The organism is Pontibacter sp. LHS2 (assembly GCF_058932845.1).
Window position 1 is genome coordinate 723,176 of record NZ_JBZYWG010000001.1, and the last position, 17,418, is coordinate 740,593.

Sequence of the window (17,418 nt, forward strand, 5' to 3'; positions counted from 1 at the left end):
GCCTCACTTTTAGAGAGAAAATTTTGCCTGATTAACTTATAAGATCACTCAGCTTTCAAAGAAAGAACCGGGTTGGCTAAAGCAGCCCGTACTGCTTGCGTGCTCATCGTAATTAAAGCAATTAATAAGGTGGCAGCGCCTGCCAGCACAAAAGGCCAATATCCGATGTCAATGCGGTATAGAAAACTCTGTAGCCACTCATCCATGAGGTAGTAAGCTACGGGGGCAGCTATGATAAACGCAATCAGAACAAGTTTTACAAAATTCTTCGAGAAAAGCAGTGTGATGTCAAAAATGGAAGCACCCATCACCTTGCGTATACCTACCTCCTTCGTGCGCTGTGCCGCCATAAAGGCTACCAAACCATATAGCCCAATACAGCCGATCAGGATGGCAATAAAAGAAAATGTACGGAAGAGTACCTTCTGCCTGGTTTCCTCCCTGTAAAAATTGGCTATTGTTTCGTCTAAGAAGGTATAATTGAACACATCATCCGGGTAAGCTTTGTTCCACACACTTTCGAGGTGCTTGGTGGCTTGTTCAATGTTATTTAAATCTATTTTAGCCGTGGCATAAAAATATTGTTTGTGGTCACTTGTGAGTAAGGCAGGGTCTACAGCGTCACGAAGTGAATTTTGATGGAAGTCTTCAATGACGCCTACAATAGGATAGTATTCTCTACTGTTAAAGGAAATCTTTTTGCCAATTGCATCCTGTGGACTCTCTATACCAAGCTTGCGGCGCATAGTCTCATTAATGACAAATTCAGTGGTGGTATCGCTTCTGGAAAGCGTTCTGCCAGCAATTAGTTTTAAGTCGAAAGTTTCGAAATAATGCTCATCCACGAATTTAGCGTTCGCATTTACATTCACTCTTTCACTTGAATAATCGTAGAAAAAGCCGGTGCCCATCGTCAGGTCTGAGGAAGGCGGTGCTGTGGCAAAACTGACATTGAGTACTGCAGGATCTTGAAGCATTTCATGGCGATAAGGCATTAGTTTGTTGGCTTGCTCACGTGGTAAGCCCATTTGAATAATACCGTTTTTGTCGAACCCCAATGGTTTGTTAAACACATACTGCATCTGCTCAGTCACAACCAAGGTGCAGATAATGAGTACTTGGCAAATCGAGAACTGCACCACCACCAGCACACTACGCAGCGAAAAGCCAGCCACCTGCTGCACCGCCACCCTGCTCTTAAGCGCTGCAATAGGCTCAAACCGGGCGAGCACCAAGGCTGGGTATAAACCTGAGAAGACAGTCACCACCAACACCTCCAGCACCAGGAAGAGCAGTATCATTGGGTTCTGGAAAATGTTGAAGGTTAGCTTCAATTCAAGCAGATCGTTAAGGTAAGGCAGTGCCAACTCAGCCAGAATAACGGACAAAAAAGTGGCAATGATAGTAATGCACAGTGTTTCGCCGAAGAACTGCAACATGATTTGCCATTGGTTGCTGCCCATTACTTTGCGTACACCTACCTCTTTTGCCCTTTTGATGGCCTGTGCGGTAGCCAGGTTTATAAAGTTAATACAGGCCGTCAGCAGTAGGAAGATTCCAACCAGGGCCATTCCAATAATATATTGCATGGTCACGTTGCGGCCGGCTAGGTTAAAGAGTAAGTCATTGTAGTGGAGGTCGCTCAGGGGCTGCAACACAAACTCAGTATCTCTGGCTTTTCGTTCCGGCATATGTGGCTTCACGGTAGCGTTCAGTTGCTTTTCCAACTCAGCAGGGTTGGTGTTTTCCGGCAATGTAATGTACAGGTTCTGGTAACTGAACGAGTAGTTCCAGGAGGTTACATCGAAGGTGCTGTATTTCTCCAGCGATGCATAGGAGAAGAAAGCACCAAATGGAAAATCTGTGTTGGGAGGCATGTCAGGTATAACAGCAATCACCTTTGCCATTAGTCTGTTGTTGAGCTTTATAAATTTGCCCACCGGATCTTCTCCGGTAAAGTATTTAGATGCGATTTCCCGCGTCAGTACCACAGTATTAGGCTCTGCCAAACCTTTCAGTAAGTTTTCATTTGCCGGTATAAAATCAAAAATGGTAAAGAATGCAGGCTCTACAAAGGCAATCCGAACATCTTCCAGGTAATACTTGGCATCGTCACCATTGGAGCGAGGGATGGTAAACTGCGGATCTTCCTCTACAAATACTTCAGCATGCTCTTCTATACCTGGGTTGTTCTGCTGCAGCACATCACCTACCGGGAAGTATATAGAAGGCTCCACAGATGCTTTCTCACTATTTGGATACGCCATGGTAACCCGATAAATACGGCCTGCCTTGGTATGAAAGGTATCGTAGCTTAACTCAAACTGTATTACCAGGAAAAGCAGAATGCTGCAGGAGATGCCCAGGGCGAGTCCTGCAATGTTGAGTATGCTATAGCTTTTGTTGCGAAGCAAGGAGCGGAAAGCAGTCAGAAAGTATATCTTGAACATGGCAGCGTAATTAAAATATCGTTAAGAAGATGATTTTTTAAGTTCTTGATTGTATCTGCCTGTTTTGGGCCTTTCGCCCTTCACAGTTAAATCTGCTTATGCCATAGCTGTGCCATAACTTCAAAAGCTGAAATGAAGCCAGTAGAAGGTATAGCTAAGCACACTTTTTGTCCATGTCTGGACAACTACTGTCCACGAATGAACAGAGTGTTAGCTTAAATATGCCAAAAATAATGTAAATTAACCTTAGAATTGTCTGGCATCATTTTTCCATACCTTTATCATAAAAAAAAGCCCCGTCATGGAACAGAACCTGGGAAGAATACTCGTGATTGACGACAACGAAGATGTGTTGTTTTCGGCTAAAATGCTGTTGCGTAAATATGCCAAAGAAGTAATAATGGAGAAAAACCCGAAGAAGATCCCCTTTCTGGTTTCCAATGAAGAGTTCGACATTATTCTCCTTGACATGAACTTCAGCCAGGATATCACGAGTGGACAAGAAGGTTTTTTTTGGCTGAAAGAGATTCTGAAATATGACCCATCGGCCGTGGTGGTCATGATCACTGCTTTTGGGGATGTGGAGATGGCTGTGCGGGCACTTAAAGAGGGCGCGACTGATTTTGTACTGAAGCCCTGGCAAAATGAGAAGTTGCTGGCTACCCTGACAGCCGCCTCCAAACTGCGCCACTCCTACAAAGAGGTAAACCAGCTCCGGCAGGTAAACCGCACACTCACGGCTGAACTGCAGCATCAGCAGCCAGTTATAACAGGGGAGAGCCAAGCTATGCGCAGTTTGTTTTCCATCATCGATAAAGTTGCCCGTACCGACGCGGATATTCTGTTGCTGGGCGAAAACGGCACCGGTAAAGAGGTCATCGCCCGCACTATACACCAACGCTCCTCCCGGGCTGATAAGGTGTTTGTAACAGTAGATATGGGAGCTATCACGGAGACTCTATTTGAAAGTGAGCTTTTTGGACATAAGAAAGGTGCTTTTACAGATGCAAAGGAGGATCGGGTAGGGCGTTTTGAAGCCGCGAACGGCGGTACGCTTTTCCTGGATGAGATCGGAAATCTGTCTCTAGCTTTACAAAGCAAGCTATTGACGGTGCTGCAGCGAAGGGAGATCATTCGGGTAGGAACGAACAAACCTATACCTATTGATGTTCGCTTGATCTGCGCGACAAATATGCCACTAAAAGAAATGGTACAGCGCCATGAGTTCAGGCAGGACTTGCTTTATCGAATTAACACCGTGGAGTTGAACTTGCCACCTCTTCGTGAGCGATTTGAGGACATTCCCTTGTTTGCGGAGCATTACCTGCAAACATACGCCACGAAGTACAAACAACCACTCAAACGACTCTCTGAAGCCGCGCTGACAAAGCTGCGTCACTATTCCTGGCCGGGCAATGTGCGGGAATTGCAGCATGTGTTAGAACGTGCCTCCATTATGAGCGACAATAGGGAGCTGCAACCAGATGATTTCTTTTTTATACCCGACGAACCAGCTTTTTCTGAAACGGCTCCGGCATCAATTTCAAACTCGCAAAACCTAGAAGATCTGGAGCGTCAGGCGGTGCATCGGGCCATGCAATTACACGATGGCAATGTGTCAAAAGCCGCTAAAGAACTGGGCCTGTCCCGCGGTGCTTTGTACCGAAGATTAGAGAAATATGCGCTTTAATAATTACCGGCTGCAGTTGGTTTTGCGACTCATCCTTCTGGCCCTTACTGTTTTTTTAGTGGCAAAGGTAGGGTTGGAACCTGCTTATCGTGGCACATTGATCGGTCTCCTGCTTTTTTTGTTGCTGCAGGTATTCCTGCTGGTTCGCTTCCATGAACGTACAAACCGGCAGTTTCTGAGCTTCTTAAACTCTATCCGTCACGACGACTTTACAGAACTGGTGCCTGCTTCGACAGGTGGTAAATTGCAACGCGAACTGGCAGTGGGTTTGAATGAAGTGATGAAGAAATTCAGGGCGGTAAGAGCCGAGAAAGAGGCACACCTGCACTACTTCGAAGCCATCGTGCAGCACGTAGGCACGGGCATCATTACGTTTAAAGATGATGGCAGTATCTTGTTGCTTAATCACGCAGCCCGTAAGCTTTTGCAGGTTGGTGCGCTGCATCAGATGCAGGAGTTGTCTGCTCTATACCCTGACTTATCTGCTTTGCTTACAGTGCAAGATCATGGAGAGAAAACCGTTATGCCGCTTCGCCAGGGAGGTACGGTGATCAACCTATCGGTGCAAGTGATGGAGTTGGTGATGTTAGGGGAAAAGGTAAAGCTGGCATCTATACAAAACATACAGCGCGAACTGGAGGATAAGGAGATGGAAGCCTGGCAGAACCTGATCAAGGTGCTGACGCATGAAATCATGAACTCTGTAACACCGATTGCTTCGCTCTCGGCTAGCGCTGGCGAGGAACTAAGCGGCTATGTAGATGATACGAATGCTGAGGAGATTACAGTGTTGCGGGAAGAGTTACTGGACATCAAGCAGTGCCTGAGCACAATTAGCCGCCGAAGCGATGGCCTGATTCATTTTGTGAATGACTTCCGCAACCTGACACGCATTGCCGTGCCGGAACTGACGCTAATCGATGTAGGAGAACTGCTTTCAGAAATAAAGATATTGCTGCGCGAGCAGTTGGTACAGCAAGGCATTGACTTTAAGATTGAGCTGCGATCAGGCAGCAGCCTGTTGCTGTCTGCCGACAGAAGTATGGTGGAGCAAGTAATTATTAATCTGGTCAAAAACGCGATGGAAGCGGTGCAGGAGAAAACGCATAAGCACATCACGGTGCGCGCCTACCTGGACGATCGAAGCCGTGTTTGTCTGGAGGTGGAAGATAACGGACAAGGTATGACACCAGAAGCTACCACCAAAATTTTCATACCTTTCTTTACCACTAAAAAAAGCGGCTCAGGTATAGGGCTCAGCCTGTCCCGTCAGATCATGCGCCTCCACAAAGGCTCTATATCCGTGCAATCGGAGTTGGACAAGGGCACTACTTTCATACTGAAATTTTAAAGAGTTCAAGCGCTTATTTGTGGCTCCAGTTCAAAATACGCCTCCAAACTATATTGCCCTACTGCAGGAGCTACACAGTCTATTTTGCTTACCGCTGTCATAAATGCGAGTTTGTCATACAAACCCCGACTGATCAGGCGTACAAACGGCAGTAATGTATCTACATAGTCAAAGGGTATTTCTGCCACCCGGCCACGATAGCCTGCAGCTTCACATACAAGTTGAGCTAATTCCTGCCGGGTATAGGTTACAGGTCCGCCTAGTGCTAAGGTCTGACTTGGGCGGCCGATGCATGATAAAACTATCCGGGCTACATCACCATCATAGATCGGGTTTGTTAGTTTATCGCCCTGACCTAACTGGCCTATATGACCTTTTCGTGCCATTGCCGCCATTTCTTCAAATACTGAAAAGAGGGCAACCGGCTTAAGAATAGTATGCGTGAGGGGACTGCATTGCAATGCTTTTTCAAAAGCTGCATGCGCCTGGAAATAGGCCAATTGCGGAAAATCACCAGCTCCAAAGGCAGAAATATAAATGAATTGTTTTACGCCAGCCTTCTCGGCTTCCTTTAGTAGGTGGAGATTTGCTTTATAATTGATATCGTGAAACGAACCGCCACTTTTATTCCGAAGACTTAGATTTTTACCGACGGTAGATATCACCACGTCTATACCTGCACAACTACCCTCCAGGGTATGGGGTTTTGTTGCATCGGCGAGTACAAGTTCTTCCGGATCTGGAAAAAGCGACTTTGTCTTTTTCAGATTGCGCGCCAGTGCACGCACTTCAAACCCCTGTTGTTTTAGCTCCCGGAAAATATGCCTTCCCAGGTGCCCGGTAGCGCCGGCCAGTAGAACTTTTTTCATAGTGAAGGGCAGTTTGATTCGCGTTAATCCATATACGTGATAAACGTTTGATATGCAGTCAATTAAAGGAAAAATACAATGCTTCATTACGGGTTTTCTTTCGCTTTGTTCAAAAATTCCTATCTTCGGCTATGTTTTTTGTGGGTGTAAGCTTGCAGGAGCCCACCTTTATCTGACAGATCGATATGACACTATTTAGTAAGTTTCACCATGTCTTGGCTATTGCCTCTTTATGTTTGGGTTTTGCAGCCTGTGTTCCGCTTGAACAGCAGGGCTATGCAACCTCGGGCAGCTCGTCGCAGCAGGCCATACGCTACGAAGACTTTGTCTATGATGCCAGTATTCAGTCTGTACAGTGTTACCGCGGCACTGGAGGACCAGAAGCCGTTTTGCAACCTGCAGTTATTTCCATAGGTCAGGAACAGCCTATCCTGCTGGAGTTTGACCGGTTGAATGCGGGACCACAGAGGCTGATTGCCAAACTGGTTCATTGCAATGCTGACTGGACCCCATCCGGTTTGAACGATGCGCAATACCTTAATGACTTCAATGAGTTTTTTATTACAGACGTACAGAACTCCATCAATACCCGGGTGCCGTATGTGCATTATCGTTTCAGGGTACCGCGTGTAAAACTGAGTGGCAACTATGTGCTGCAGGTGAGTGAGGAGGGAGGCAACCTGTTGCTAACCAGACGCATACTGGTATACCAGAATTTAGTAGCCGTAACCGCCAAACTCGGTGCGCCCACCGGGCCGGAGGGACGGGCAGCCCGCCAGCCCGTTGAGTTTAATGTGTTTTACAAAGACTACGCACTGGTAAATCCGGCACAGGAAGTAAAGGCCGTGATGCGTCAGAATCACCGCTGGGACAATGCCAAGGTATACCCAAGGCCAGCCTTCGTACGAGATGACCAGCGCCGTCTGGAATATGTGTTTTTTGAAGCAAAGGACCATTTTCTGGGTCTGAGTGAGTTCCGTGCTTTCGATTCGCGTAGTATCCGCTTCAAAGGCTTAGGTATAGAGCAGATCAATCTGGAGGCAAATCCTATACATATCCAATTGCAACCTGACCGCATCCGTGTTGGGGCAGCCTATAGCCAGGACCCTGATGCAGATGGTAAAATGCTGTATGGCAACAGAGAGTATGGCAACTCGATTGTAAACGCAGACTATACCTGGGTAGACTTTGAATTGAAGACCGGAGAGGAGCAGGGAGAGGTGTACATACAAGGTGGCCTGACGGATTGGTTATTAACTAATGAAAGCCGCATGCGCTACGATCAGGAGCTACAGGCTTACAAAGGCAGGCTATTGCTGAAGCAGGGCTACTACAATTATTACTATGCACTGAAGCCAGCTAACGGGCAGACAGCTGATGCCAGTTACTTTGAGGGTAGCCACTTTGCTACCGGAAACACCTATGACATACTGATCTATTACCGCCCTCCGGGATCCAGGGCTGATCTATTGATCGGCTATGAAGAGATCTTTTTTAATAATAGATAAGATGCCTGTAAATTGGCTGTTATAAATACCCACAACTGGGTATTGGGGATCCTGAAGAGGAGGTTTATCTTTGATTATGACAATAGACTGATAGGATCTGAAGTCAGTTAACTATAAGCCTGTCTTCATTTACTAGCTTCAGAGACTATCAGTTGTCTTATACCCTTTCTGCAACAACAATAAAGAGATTCTAACTGTAGTCCATTGTTTACAAAAAAAGGCGGGTGTTATCCCGCCTTTTGTATTGCTATGTAGATTCAACATTATACGTTGAAACGGAAGTGCATGATATCACCATCCTGTACCACGTAGTCCTTACCTTCCACCGACATTTTACCGGCTTCTTTGATTTTGGCTTCCGTTTTGTACTCCTGGTAATCTTTTAGTTTGATCACCTCAGCACGGATAAAGCCTTTTTCGAAGTCTGAGTGAATAACACCCGCAGCAGCAGGTGCTTTCCAGCCTTTGCCGATCGTCCAGGCTCGCACTTCTTTAACTCCAGCTGTAAAGTATGTGATCAGGTCCAGTAACTCGTAAGAGGCGCGAATCAATTTATTCAGACCAGATTCTTTCAGGCCGTACTCTGATAGGAACATTTCTTTTTCCTCTGGGTCGGTCAGTTCAGCGATCTGTGCTTCGATAGAGGCAGAGATCAGGACTACCTGTGCATTTTCGTTTTTCACGTGCTCGGCAAGCGCCTTTGAGAACTCGTTACCGTCGTTCATGGAATTTTCGTCCACGTTGGCAGCATAGATCACAGGCTTGTCAGTAAGCAGGTTCAGTTCGCTCACCGTCTCTTTATCGTCTTCCGTTGCGTCAAGGCTACGGGCATTCAAACCCTGCTCCAGGTGGTTCTTATATTTTTCAAGGCTGGCCAGCTCCTTCTTAGCTTTGGCATCACCAGCTTTAGCAGAACGCTGTACCTTGATCATCATCTTTTCAATCGACTCGAGGTCTTTCAACTGAAGTTCTGTGTCGATGATTTCTTTATCAGAAATAGGGTCAACCTTGCCAGCCACGTGTACAATGTTCGGGTCTTCGAAGCAGCGCACCACGTGAATGATAGCATCCACTTCGCGGATATTGGCCAGGAACTTGTTGCCAAGGCCTTCGCCTTTACTAGCACCTTTTACAAGACCGGCAATATCCACGAACTCGATCACGGTAGGCAATACACGCTGTGGGTTTACCAATTCTTCGAGTATCTGCAGACGCTCGTCAGGTACTGTGATCACGCCCACGTTTGGTTCGATGGTACAGAAAGGGTAGTTGGCAGACTCTGCCTTAGCATTCGAAATAGCGTTGAACAAAGTGGACTTGCCCACATTTGGCAGTCCTACGATTCCGCATCTTAGTCCCATTTATCTTTATCTTATTTTATATCAGGGCGCAAAGATACGAAATTTCAGTCAGTATAGGGTAGGGGAAGCAGGTATAAAAAAAGCCCGTGTTGGGAAACACGGGCTCTCGGTCGCTAAACTAAAAACAGGGATATTATTCCCACTTCAGTTCTTCATCAAAAGATACCTCGGCAGTGGCCACCGGTAGAGGAGTTGCCTCCGTTACAGGTGGGTTCTCGAGAGCGGCGAGGGCCTCTTCAGTCAAAAGTTCGGATTTAACGTGATCGATTGTGCCCTGCAAGGCTTCCATGAACTTCACGAAGTCTTCTTTGTAAAGGAAGATCTTGTGTTTCTCGTACGAGAACTCATCATCCTTAAACTTGCGCTTGCTCTCTGTGATGGTCACATAGAAGTCATTTGAGCGAGTTGATTTCACATCAAAGAAATACGTTCTCTTCCCTGCTCTTACTCTTTGGGAATAAATTTCTGCTTTGTCGTTATTCTCTTCCACCGTGTTATAGACGTTAAATTCAACTTTCTGAACCTAAAACTAACATATTGTTCTGATATATAAAAATTTTTGAATGTAAAATTTAGCCATTTTGCAGCCCTGCGGAGAATTAATTCTATATTTGTCACCGGACCAAATATAGTATAGTATGAATTTGCTTTCACTTATACTAGTATTTCTCTTTTCAGTTAACTCCGGCACAGCCCTGTACTCAGCTGGCGGCAAGGCTTCTTACTACGCTGACCGCATGCATGGACACCGGACAGCCAGCGGCGAGCGCTACGACAAAACACAGCTCACAGCAGCGCACGCTACATTGCCGTTCAATACCTACGTACAAGTAACCAATGTACGCAATGGCAAATCGGTGGTGGTGCGCATCAACGACCGTATGGCGCACAGCCGCCATCGTATCATTGACCTGTCCAAAGCCGCTGCGCAGCAGATCGAGCTGATTCGGGAAGGAATCGGAGCGGTGCAACTGCATGAAGTTCCGGACGATGGGCAACCCGAAATGACAACTGTCGTTTCTGAGATAAAGCCTACCCGAAAGAAATAAGCCTTATACCTGTATGAAAAAGCCACTCACCCTAGCCGATGTTCAGAAATTTGAGAATATGGAATTTCTGGCCAAGCAGCTGGTCGAAGGCTTTATTACAGGGTTGCACCAATCACCTTATCATGGCTTTTCGGTGGAGTTCTCAGAGCACCGCCTCTACAACAGCGGTGAAAGTACCCGCCACATCGACTGGAAAGTATTTGCCCGCACGGATAAGTTATTTGTGAAGCGTTTTGAGGAAGAAACTAATCTACGCTGCCATATTCTGCTGGATGTTTCCCCTTCCATGTATTATCCGGTTGAGAATCGCGGAAAACTGACTTTCAGTGTACTGTGTGCCGCCGCTCTGGCTACTTTGCTGCGTAAACAACGCGATGCTGTGGGGCTGGTTACGTTTGCCGATTCAATCCAGCAACAGACCCCTGTTCGCTCCACAGCCTCACACTTACATACCTTGTTACTGCTGCTGCAAAAACAGCTGGAGGAAGCACCTTCCAGAGCCCAAACGGATGTGGCCTCTGTAATACATCGCATAGCCCAGCAAATACCTAAGCGCTCACTTGTCGTTATACTGAGTGATATGCTCGGGCAGCACGAAAACAGCGATGCCATTTTTGCGGCCCTTCAGCACCTGAAACACCAGAAACATGAAGTGCTGATCTTTCACGTAATGGATCGTCGCACAGAAGAGGAATTTGACTTTGCAGAGCGCCCTTACGTGTTCGTGGATGTAGAGACAGGGCAGGAGTTGAAGCTGCAGCCTTCGCAGGTGAAAGCCCATTACCAGCAAGCGGTGAGCAATTACAAACGAGAACTAGAGCTGAAATGTGGCCAGTATAAGATTGACTTCGTGCCGGTAGATATCAGCGAGCCATTTGACAAGGTATTGTACAGTTACCTGGTGAAGCGGGCGAAGGTGAAGTAAAGCTTATCTTAGTTTGCCGAAGCGATAGCTAAAAGAAGCGTTTATCTGTCGAATGACCGAGTAGGATTCTCTGAATTGATAAAATGCCGGATCTTCCACTTCGCTTGTACTCTTGCGGTACTTTTGTAATGGACTACGGATGCTAATGCCGAAGCTTGCTTTTTCATCTTTGAGAAAACTTTTGTTCAAGCTTAGGGTGCTCCAGGTATAGCCCGCTGTTCTGCCCTGCAACATCAGATTGGGGGAGTTGTAACTGACGTTTCCGCTTGCCCGCCAAGTTTTGCCAAAGCGGTAGCTGGCATTTGCCCGCCCATTGTATGTAAATCCCTCCCGTAATTGCTCATTTTCCTCAATCTCACTTCTGTACATAACATAATTGGCCATTGCATGTAGATTAAAGCTTAGTTTTGAGAACAAGGTTGTATTGCTACCAAGTGTGAAGCTATACCTGCGGTCCTGACCCAGGTTACCGTAAGTGCTGCGGGCAACCGAGTCTGCACCTAATAGGGTGAAATATTGAATGGCGCTGTTTGTGAATTGATGGGAAAGGCTCGCGTTTAGAGATGTCTTTTTGATAAACGTGCTGAACTCAAACTGCAGCAGATGACTAGTGGCTGGCATAAGGTCCGGGTTACCGTAACTAATGTTGAGCGGGTCTATTGCATCTATATAGGGGTTCAGGTCATAAAGGCTCGGGCGTTGTATGCGTTGGCTATATGATAGTCTTAGATTTCCATTTGACTCAAGCATTCGGGTGAGAGAAACATTGGGGAATAGGTTACGGTATTGCTGAGCGGCTCCGGTTGAAGAGGAACGAAAATTGGCATGTAGCCTGGTGTCCTCCAATCTGAGACCTGTTATAAGTCCCCACTTGCTGCTACGAAGATTGAGGGAAGCATAGGCAGCATGTACGTCCAATCGGTAGTCAAAGCTGTTGCTCAAAGCGGAGTCCAGAGCAAACATATTAGTCTCTAGTTCCAAACTCTTGTAATAAAAATCGCTGCTGTTTTCCTGTAGTATCGATTTAATGCCTAGTTCTAATGTATGTTTACCAAGTGGTTGGTTATAGTCTGCCTGCAGATTGTACTCCCGCATTTTATCCTTGTTCTGTGTACTGGTTTGTTGACCTGTGTAATTTGTAAGCGGCACCAATGAAAAGTCGGAAGCATTCTCGTTCTTACTGCCGTTCATACTGAGGTCTAAGGAGAGGCTACGTAAGCTATTGTCATTGAAGCTGTGTTGGTAAGCAAGGTTCATGTCTGAGTTGTAGCCTTCACTGCGACTCTGGTTTATGTTCTGATAAGCCTCTGTTGAAATCCCAGCTGCATTTAGTTGGTTAACCTGCAGGGCATGATTGTTCTTGCCATTAAACACGTTCATGCCATACGACAGCGTGAGTTGATCTTGCGGGCTTATGTCAATTGATAGCTCACTGCCAAAATTCTGGGCCTGGTTTTCACCGGCACCACTTCCTGTTTGCTCTAATCTGTTTCCGCGCAACTTATCTTGTCTGTAAAAGCTGCTGGTATTACCCGGGCGATTATTGTAGTAATTGCTATATCTGCCTGTTACTCCAACTTTGCCAATTGTAGTAGTGAGTGAGGTACTTCCGTTATATGACTCCGGATTACCCGCATTCAGGTTTAAGGAGCCATTGTAGCCGCTGATGCTACGTTTATGCGTGATAATGTTGATGATACCACCTGTGCCCGCCGCCTCGTAACGGGCGGAAGGATTAGTGCTGATCTCTATCTGTTTGATAGCATGCGCAGGCAAACTTTTAAGCACCTCACTGGGGTTTGCAGAAAAGAGTGCTGTACGTTTTCCATTAACCAGGATCTGGTAATGCTCCTGCCCGTTGAGCGTCAGGTTGTCGTCTGCGTCTACAGTCAGGAAAGGTATTTTGCGTAGCATATCAAGTGTGTTCAGCAGATTAACCTCCGGGTCAGCCTCGACGTGATAAATTGTTTTGTCAAGAGTTTGCTCTATTAATGGTTTTTGTGCAGTGATTTGGACTTCCTGGAGTTGGGTGTTAGATGGCGTTAAGTAAATGATACCCAGGTCAAGTACTGAAGAAGTAAATAATGGAATATTTATAGTTTTTGTTTTATAGCCAATATATGATATGATAAGTTTGTAATTTATTTCTTCCCTTATAACAGTTATATAAAATCGACCTTTTTCTGTTGTTAATGTACTATTTGATATGTTATTAGCAATCTTATTCTTTAGATTTATACTGACATATTCTAAGGAACTCTGATTAAGAGAGTCTTGTATTATACCTGAAATAATAAAATTTGAATTATAAGTCTGACTTAGTGCTAGAAGTGGCGTGACATAAAAACCAGAAGCTAGTATAATACCATATAATATTTTTTTAGCTATTGGCATGGCTTCTTATAATATGAAAAATCAATAAGTAATAGAGATTCTTATTGGGAGTGCTTAGGATGTTTCTAAATGAAACTGTGTATTTTGGACAATAAGCTTGAGTGCTTATTGTCCAAAATACACAGTTAGATTAATTTAGATAGCTTGTTATGTCAAATTCTTTACCTTGAACAACTAAAATAACTTTAGTAATATTTACATTCTCAAGCGTTGATTGCATATTCTTGTTTTTACAACCACCTACTAATGTAGCACACACATCATCTGATGATGTAATAACTAAATTACCATTAGTAACACTTATGTCAACTGGGTCACCAGTTGCACTTAATCTTTGACCTGGAGCTGAGTTTGGTTCTGTTCGTCCTTGTTGTCCTGGGGGATAACAGTTAACATCTGCAGTTCCTTCAATTTTCAGATATGCAGGAGCGGATGTCGCATCGCCAAGTCCTGTTATTCGAATATAATCAACACAAACTGTATAGGATGTTCCTCCTCCAGTTGGGTTTCCTGAAAGAGAGGGATCACCTTGAGATGTATTGATCTTTGGGTTGGCTTTCTGTCCTGGATCTTTTTTCTGTGCCAATGAATCATTAAAGGCAAACAGCGCAATAAGCGCAATGGCGTAACTTAATATTCTTGCTTTCATAAGTGTAATTGTTTAAGGTTAAACTGAATATTTGTAAAATTTTGAAGATTTTATTTGAGCTAAAGACATGGAGATTCCTGCTTGTGTTTATCCACAAGAGCATGAAACAGAATCAAATGGGCCTCAAAAGACCTAATTAGTTCTAACTTGAAATGAAAGCTGAGTCAGGAGGGATGAGGAAAGATGGGGAGATAAAATTGTGTTTTCATAATGGTATTGTGATTTTAAAGTAAAATATATCAACTATAAATCTTATACCTTTTCTGTGGTAGATCTAACCTTTTTATAAATGTAAATTTCAGGCTGGTATATAACAGGAGCGAATTAACAAACTTATTGTGTTGTTTAATGTCCAACACAAGTACATTGAAGCTACATCTTTCTGCGGGGTGGTTGTGAATATGTATACGTGTACTAATTATACATATATGATCAAAAACAAGTGATAAAGGTTAACACTACTTTATACTTAGCTAAGACCGGAATTGAATTGGTAAACAAATATTTTTAATTTATATATATAATATAAATTTTTATTAAATAATATATATTTTAAAAGTAAAATTTTGGAATTTGTTTAACGAGTTATCATTTGGGCATGTTGTCCAGCGACTGCCACAGGTATTTGCAGGCAATGGTTCTATAAGGACGCCAATTTTCAGCTATCGCGATCATTCGTGCCTTGAGCGTTTTGCCGCTTTCCTCCAAACCGTAATGTCGTTTCATCGCATTTTGTATGCCAAGGTCATCAACTGGCATAACATCTGGCCTCTCCAACGCAAACATCAGCAGCATCTCCACTGTCCAGCGTCCAACCCCTTTGATTTGAGTTAAATGCTGGATCAAGGCTTCATCTTCCATTTCATCAATTACAGCGTGGGATAAGTTTCCTGCCTGCGCAGCGGCAGCTACGTTTCGAACATAGCCTATCTTCTGAAATGATAATCCAGCACCTCGCAGAGCTTCGTCGGACGTATCCAATACAAGCTGTGGATGGGGGTAGCCTTCTGGATATAGCGTATTAAATCGACTGAAAATAGTAGCTGCTGCTTTGGTGCTTAACTGTTGTGAGACGATCGCGCTAAGGAGTTTGAAATACAGATCCTCCGACCTGGAAGAAATTAAGGGCTTCCCTTGTCGCACTATACCTGTCAGGATAGGATCCTTTAAGAAAACGGCCATCACTTCGGAGGCTGGGTAGTCAGGGAAATAATTTTCAGACATAAGGAAGCCCTTTTATAATTTTGGTATAAGCGAAAACCTATACCGCTACTTGTTTCTTGTTCAATTGATGTAACACGTCTAACACGTGCTGCAACATCTCGTCGCTCACATCCAGGTGTGTTACAAAGCGTATCATCTGCGGACCGAAACTGGCAGCCCGTATATTATGATCTGCCAGAGCCTTAACAAAATCAACATCCTTATACCTGTCATTTAGTTTAAAGATGACAATGTTGGTTTGCACGGGCAAAACATACTCTACATAATCGGCTTCAGTTAAAGCTGCCTCCAGCTGCGTAGCTTTCTGATGATCTTCAGCCAATCGCTCCACATGATGATCAAGCGCATAGATACCAGCCGCTGCCAGGTATCCGCCCTGCCGGATGCCGCCGCCCAGCACTTTGCGAATACGACGGGACTTCCTGATGAATTCTTTCGTGCCGAGCAGGAGTGAGCCCACTGGTGCGCCAAGCCCTTTTGAAAGGCAGATTGAAATACTGTCAAAGTATAGACCATATTCCTGCGACTTCTCTCCGGAGGCTACCAAAGCGTTGAAGACACGCGCACCATCCAGGTGCAAGGCGATGCCTTGACGCTTGCAAACTTCGGATATAGCCGCGATTTCAGGCAAGGTATAGTAAGCGCCGCCTCCCTTGTTGCAGGTATTTTCAAGTGCAACCATGCGGGTAGGAGGGTAGTGGATGTTGTCTGGGCGAATGTGTGCCTCTACTTGTGCTGGTGTCATTTTGCCGCGCTCACCATGTACCAGAGCTACTGATGCTCCTGAATTGAACATGATGCCACCTCCTTCATACTGGTAGATATGCGCTGTGATATCACAAATCACTTCAGTCATGGGCTCCGTATGGGCCTTGATAGCGATTTGGTTGGTCATGGTGCCGGAAGGGCAGAAAAGGCCTGCTTCTAACCCAAAAAGGGCAGCAGCCTTCTGCTCGAGGGCATTTATGGTAGGGTCTTCTTCGTACACATCGTCGCCTACCTGTGCGGCAAACATGGCCTGCAGCATGTCAGGAGTAGGCTTTGTGACGGTGTCGGAGCGGAGGTCTGTTATGTTCATATCGAATTTGATGCTAGAATTACTTTACTTTGTAAAAATAATAACTTACTTTTGCCCTTCAAATTTAAATTTTGCAACGATGGGAGTTACTAGACTTAAAAGAAAAGACCGTAAGAATAAGGCAAGAGCAAACAACAAGGTTGCCAGAATTAAGCAATTGCTTTTGACGCCAGTTATTAAGAACGTGGACATGGACGAGCTGCGTGCTCAGTTCGGTGAAGCGCCTAAGAACAAGAAGGAAGAAGAAGCTTCTGCTGAGTAGTCTTTTACGGCAAAGTAAAACCATCTGCCTGCCAACGCTGTGAAAGCTTCGGTTGGCGGGTTTTCGAAAGACTTCAAAGTGTGCTTGCACCAGCAGGCACGCTTTTTTTATGCCCTTTTGCCAAGTTCTATCACCTCTAAGTTACGTACTTGACCCTCCTCGACTGTAAAGCGCATCATGGTACGCACCTTATGAAAACCATGCCTGCCAGCAGCGCCCGGGTTGATATGCAGCAGCTTGCCCATGCTTTTGTCAGGCATAACCTTTAGAATGTGCGAGTGACCTGTGATGAAAAGGCCTGGCGGGTTTGCCTTGATTTCCTGCCTGATGTCCGGATGGTATTTGCCCGGATAGCCGCCTATATGCGTCATCAGTACATCCAGACCATTGCTATTGAAGCGCAGCACTTTCGGGTATAGCGAGCGGATGTCCTGCCCGTCAATGTTGCCGTACACGCCCCGGAGGGGAGCCACCTCACTGAGTCGTTCCGCTACCTTGACTGTACCGAAGTCGCCGGCATGCCAGATCTCATCACTGTCACCGAGAAGGCGTAGAATTTGATCATCAACGTAGTCGTGGGTGTCAGAGAGGAGGCCTATTTTCATGTT

At 45.3% G+C, this 17,418-nt stretch carries 15 protein-coding genes and 1 pseudogene; 6 read left to right on the forward strand and 10 right to left on the reverse strand.

Translation table 11 applies throughout. The features are described 5' to 3' along the window. Positions 1-44: 44 nt before the first annotated feature. Positions 45-2,450: an ABC transporter permease gene (locus tag AC5FX6_RS03095; RefSeq protein WP_493595566.1), complete on the reverse strand. Its 2,406-nt coding sequence runs from the start codon at positions 2,448-2,450 to the stop codon at positions 45-47. Positions 2,451-2,751: 301 nt separating this feature from the next. Between AC5FX6_RS03095 and AC5FX6_RS03100 the strand changes: the two genes are divergently transcribed. Both AC5FX6_RS03100 and AC5FX6_RS03105 read left to right on the forward strand, forming a co-directional pair. Continuing rightward, positions 2,752-4,140, forward strand: a complete 1,389-nt coding sequence (locus tag AC5FX6_RS03100) for a sigma-54-dependent transcriptional regulator (protein WP_493595567.1) — start codon at positions 2,752-2,754, stop codon at positions 4,138-4,140. Beyond that, the gene (locus AC5FX6_RS03105; protein WP_493595568.1) at positions 4,130-5,491 is read left to right on the forward strand and encodes a sensor histidine kinase; all 1,362 of its coding nucleotides are present in this window, start codon (positions 4,130-4,132) and stop codon (positions 5,489-5,491) included. The genes AC5FX6_RS03100 and AC5FX6_RS03105 overlap by 11 nt, the downstream gene beginning before the upstream one ends. Before the next feature lie 5 nt (positions 5,492-5,496). On the opposite strand, the gene AC5FX6_RS03110 is transcribed toward AC5FX6_RS03105, so the two are convergent. Beyond that, the gene (locus tag AC5FX6_RS03110; RefSeq protein ID WP_493595569.1) at positions 5,497-6,360 is read right to left on the reverse strand and encodes an SDR family oxidoreductase; all 864 of its coding nucleotides are present in this window, start codon (positions 6,358-6,360) and stop codon (positions 5,497-5,499) included. A gap of 185 nt (positions 6,361-6,545) precedes the next feature. Between AC5FX6_RS03110 and AC5FX6_RS03115 the strand changes: the two genes are divergently transcribed. After that, positions 6,546-7,868, forward strand: a complete 1,323-nt coding sequence (locus AC5FX6_RS03115) for a type IX secretion system plug protein (RefSeq protein WP_493595570.1) — start codon at positions 6,546-6,548, stop codon at positions 7,866-7,868. 263 nt (positions 7,869-8,131) lie between these two features. On the opposite strand, the gene ychF is transcribed toward AC5FX6_RS03115, so the two are convergent. Together ychF and AC5FX6_RS03125 are read right to left on the reverse strand one after the other, a co-directional pair. Further along, positions 8,132-9,229, reverse strand: a complete 1,098-nt coding sequence (gene ychF / locus AC5FX6_RS03120; protein WP_493595571.1) for a redox-regulated ATPase YchF — start codon at positions 9,227-9,229, stop codon at positions 8,132-8,134. A 133-nt stretch (positions 9,230-9,362) separates the two neighbouring features. Continuing rightward, on the reverse strand, positions 9,363-9,719 hold the full coding sequence (locus AC5FX6_RS03125) for a DUF3276 family protein (RefSeq protein WP_493595572.1): 357 nt from the start codon (positions 9,717-9,719) through the stop codon (positions 9,363-9,365). Positions 9,720-9,867: 148 nt separating this feature from the next. Between AC5FX6_RS03125 and AC5FX6_RS03130 the strand changes: the two genes are divergently transcribed. After that, the gene (locus AC5FX6_RS03130) at positions 9,868-10,278 is read left to right on the forward strand and encodes a septal ring lytic transglycosylase RlpA family protein (protein WP_493595573.1); all 411 of its coding nucleotides are present in this window, start codon (positions 9,868-9,870) and stop codon (positions 10,276-10,278) included. 13 nt (positions 10,279-10,291) lie between these two features. Beyond that, positions 10,292-11,203 (forward strand): DUF58 domain-containing protein, encoded by a 912-nt coding sequence (locus AC5FX6_RS03135; protein ID WP_493595574.1) that lies wholly within the window; start codon positions 10,292-10,294, stop codon positions 11,201-11,203. A 3-nt stretch (positions 11,204-11,206) separates the two neighbouring features. On the opposite strand, the gene AC5FX6_RS03140 is transcribed toward AC5FX6_RS03135, so the two are convergent. The 5 genes and pseudogenes from AC5FX6_RS03140 to AC5FX6_RS03160 all read right to left on the reverse strand — a co-directional run bounded on the left by AC5FX6_RS03140 (position 11,207) and on the right by AC5FX6_RS03160 (position 16,548). After that, entirely contained in the window at positions 11,207-13,117 is a 1,911-nt protein-coding gene (locus tag AC5FX6_RS03140; protein ID WP_493596635.1) for a TonB-dependent receptor domain-containing protein, read from the reverse strand. A 108-nt stretch (positions 13,118-13,225) separates the two neighbouring features. Then, a pseudogene (locus tag AC5FX6_RS03145) lies at positions 13,226-13,597 on the reverse strand (carboxypeptidase-like regulatory domain-containing protein); the annotation flags it as partial. 130 nt (positions 13,598-13,727) lie between these two features. Further along, complete coding sequence (locus AC5FX6_RS03150) at positions 13,728-14,246, reverse strand: hypothetical protein (RefSeq protein WP_493595575.1); 519 nt, start codon at positions 14,244-14,246, stop codon at positions 13,728-13,730. A 588-nt stretch (positions 14,247-14,834) separates the two neighbouring features. Then, on the reverse strand, positions 14,835-15,470 hold the full coding sequence (locus AC5FX6_RS03155) for a DNA-3-methyladenine glycosylase family protein (protein WP_493595576.1): 636 nt from the start codon (positions 15,468-15,470) through the stop codon (positions 14,835-14,837). A gap of 37 nt (positions 15,471-15,507) precedes the next feature. Then, positions 15,508-16,548 (reverse strand): threonine aldolase family protein, encoded by a 1,041-nt coding sequence (locus AC5FX6_RS03160; protein WP_493595577.1) that lies wholly within the window; start codon positions 16,546-16,548, stop codon positions 15,508-15,510. 79 nt (positions 16,549-16,627) lie between these two features. Here AC5FX6_RS03160 and AC5FX6_RS03165 point away from each other — a divergent pair, with 79 nt between their 5' ends. Further along, positions 16,628-16,810, forward strand: coding sequence for a hypothetical protein (locus AC5FX6_RS03165; RefSeq protein WP_040574265.1), 183 nt, complete (start codon positions 16,628-16,630; stop codon positions 16,808-16,810). Between the two features lie 107 nt (positions 16,811-16,917). Here AC5FX6_RS03165 and AC5FX6_RS03170 read toward each other — a convergent pair whose 3' ends face one another. Next, positions 16,918-17,415: a metallophosphoesterase family protein gene (locus tag AC5FX6_RS03170; RefSeq protein WP_493595578.1), complete on the reverse strand. Its 498-nt coding sequence runs from the start codon at positions 17,413-17,415 to the stop codon at positions 16,918-16,920. Between the last annotated feature and the right edge of the window lie 3 nt (positions 17,416-17,418).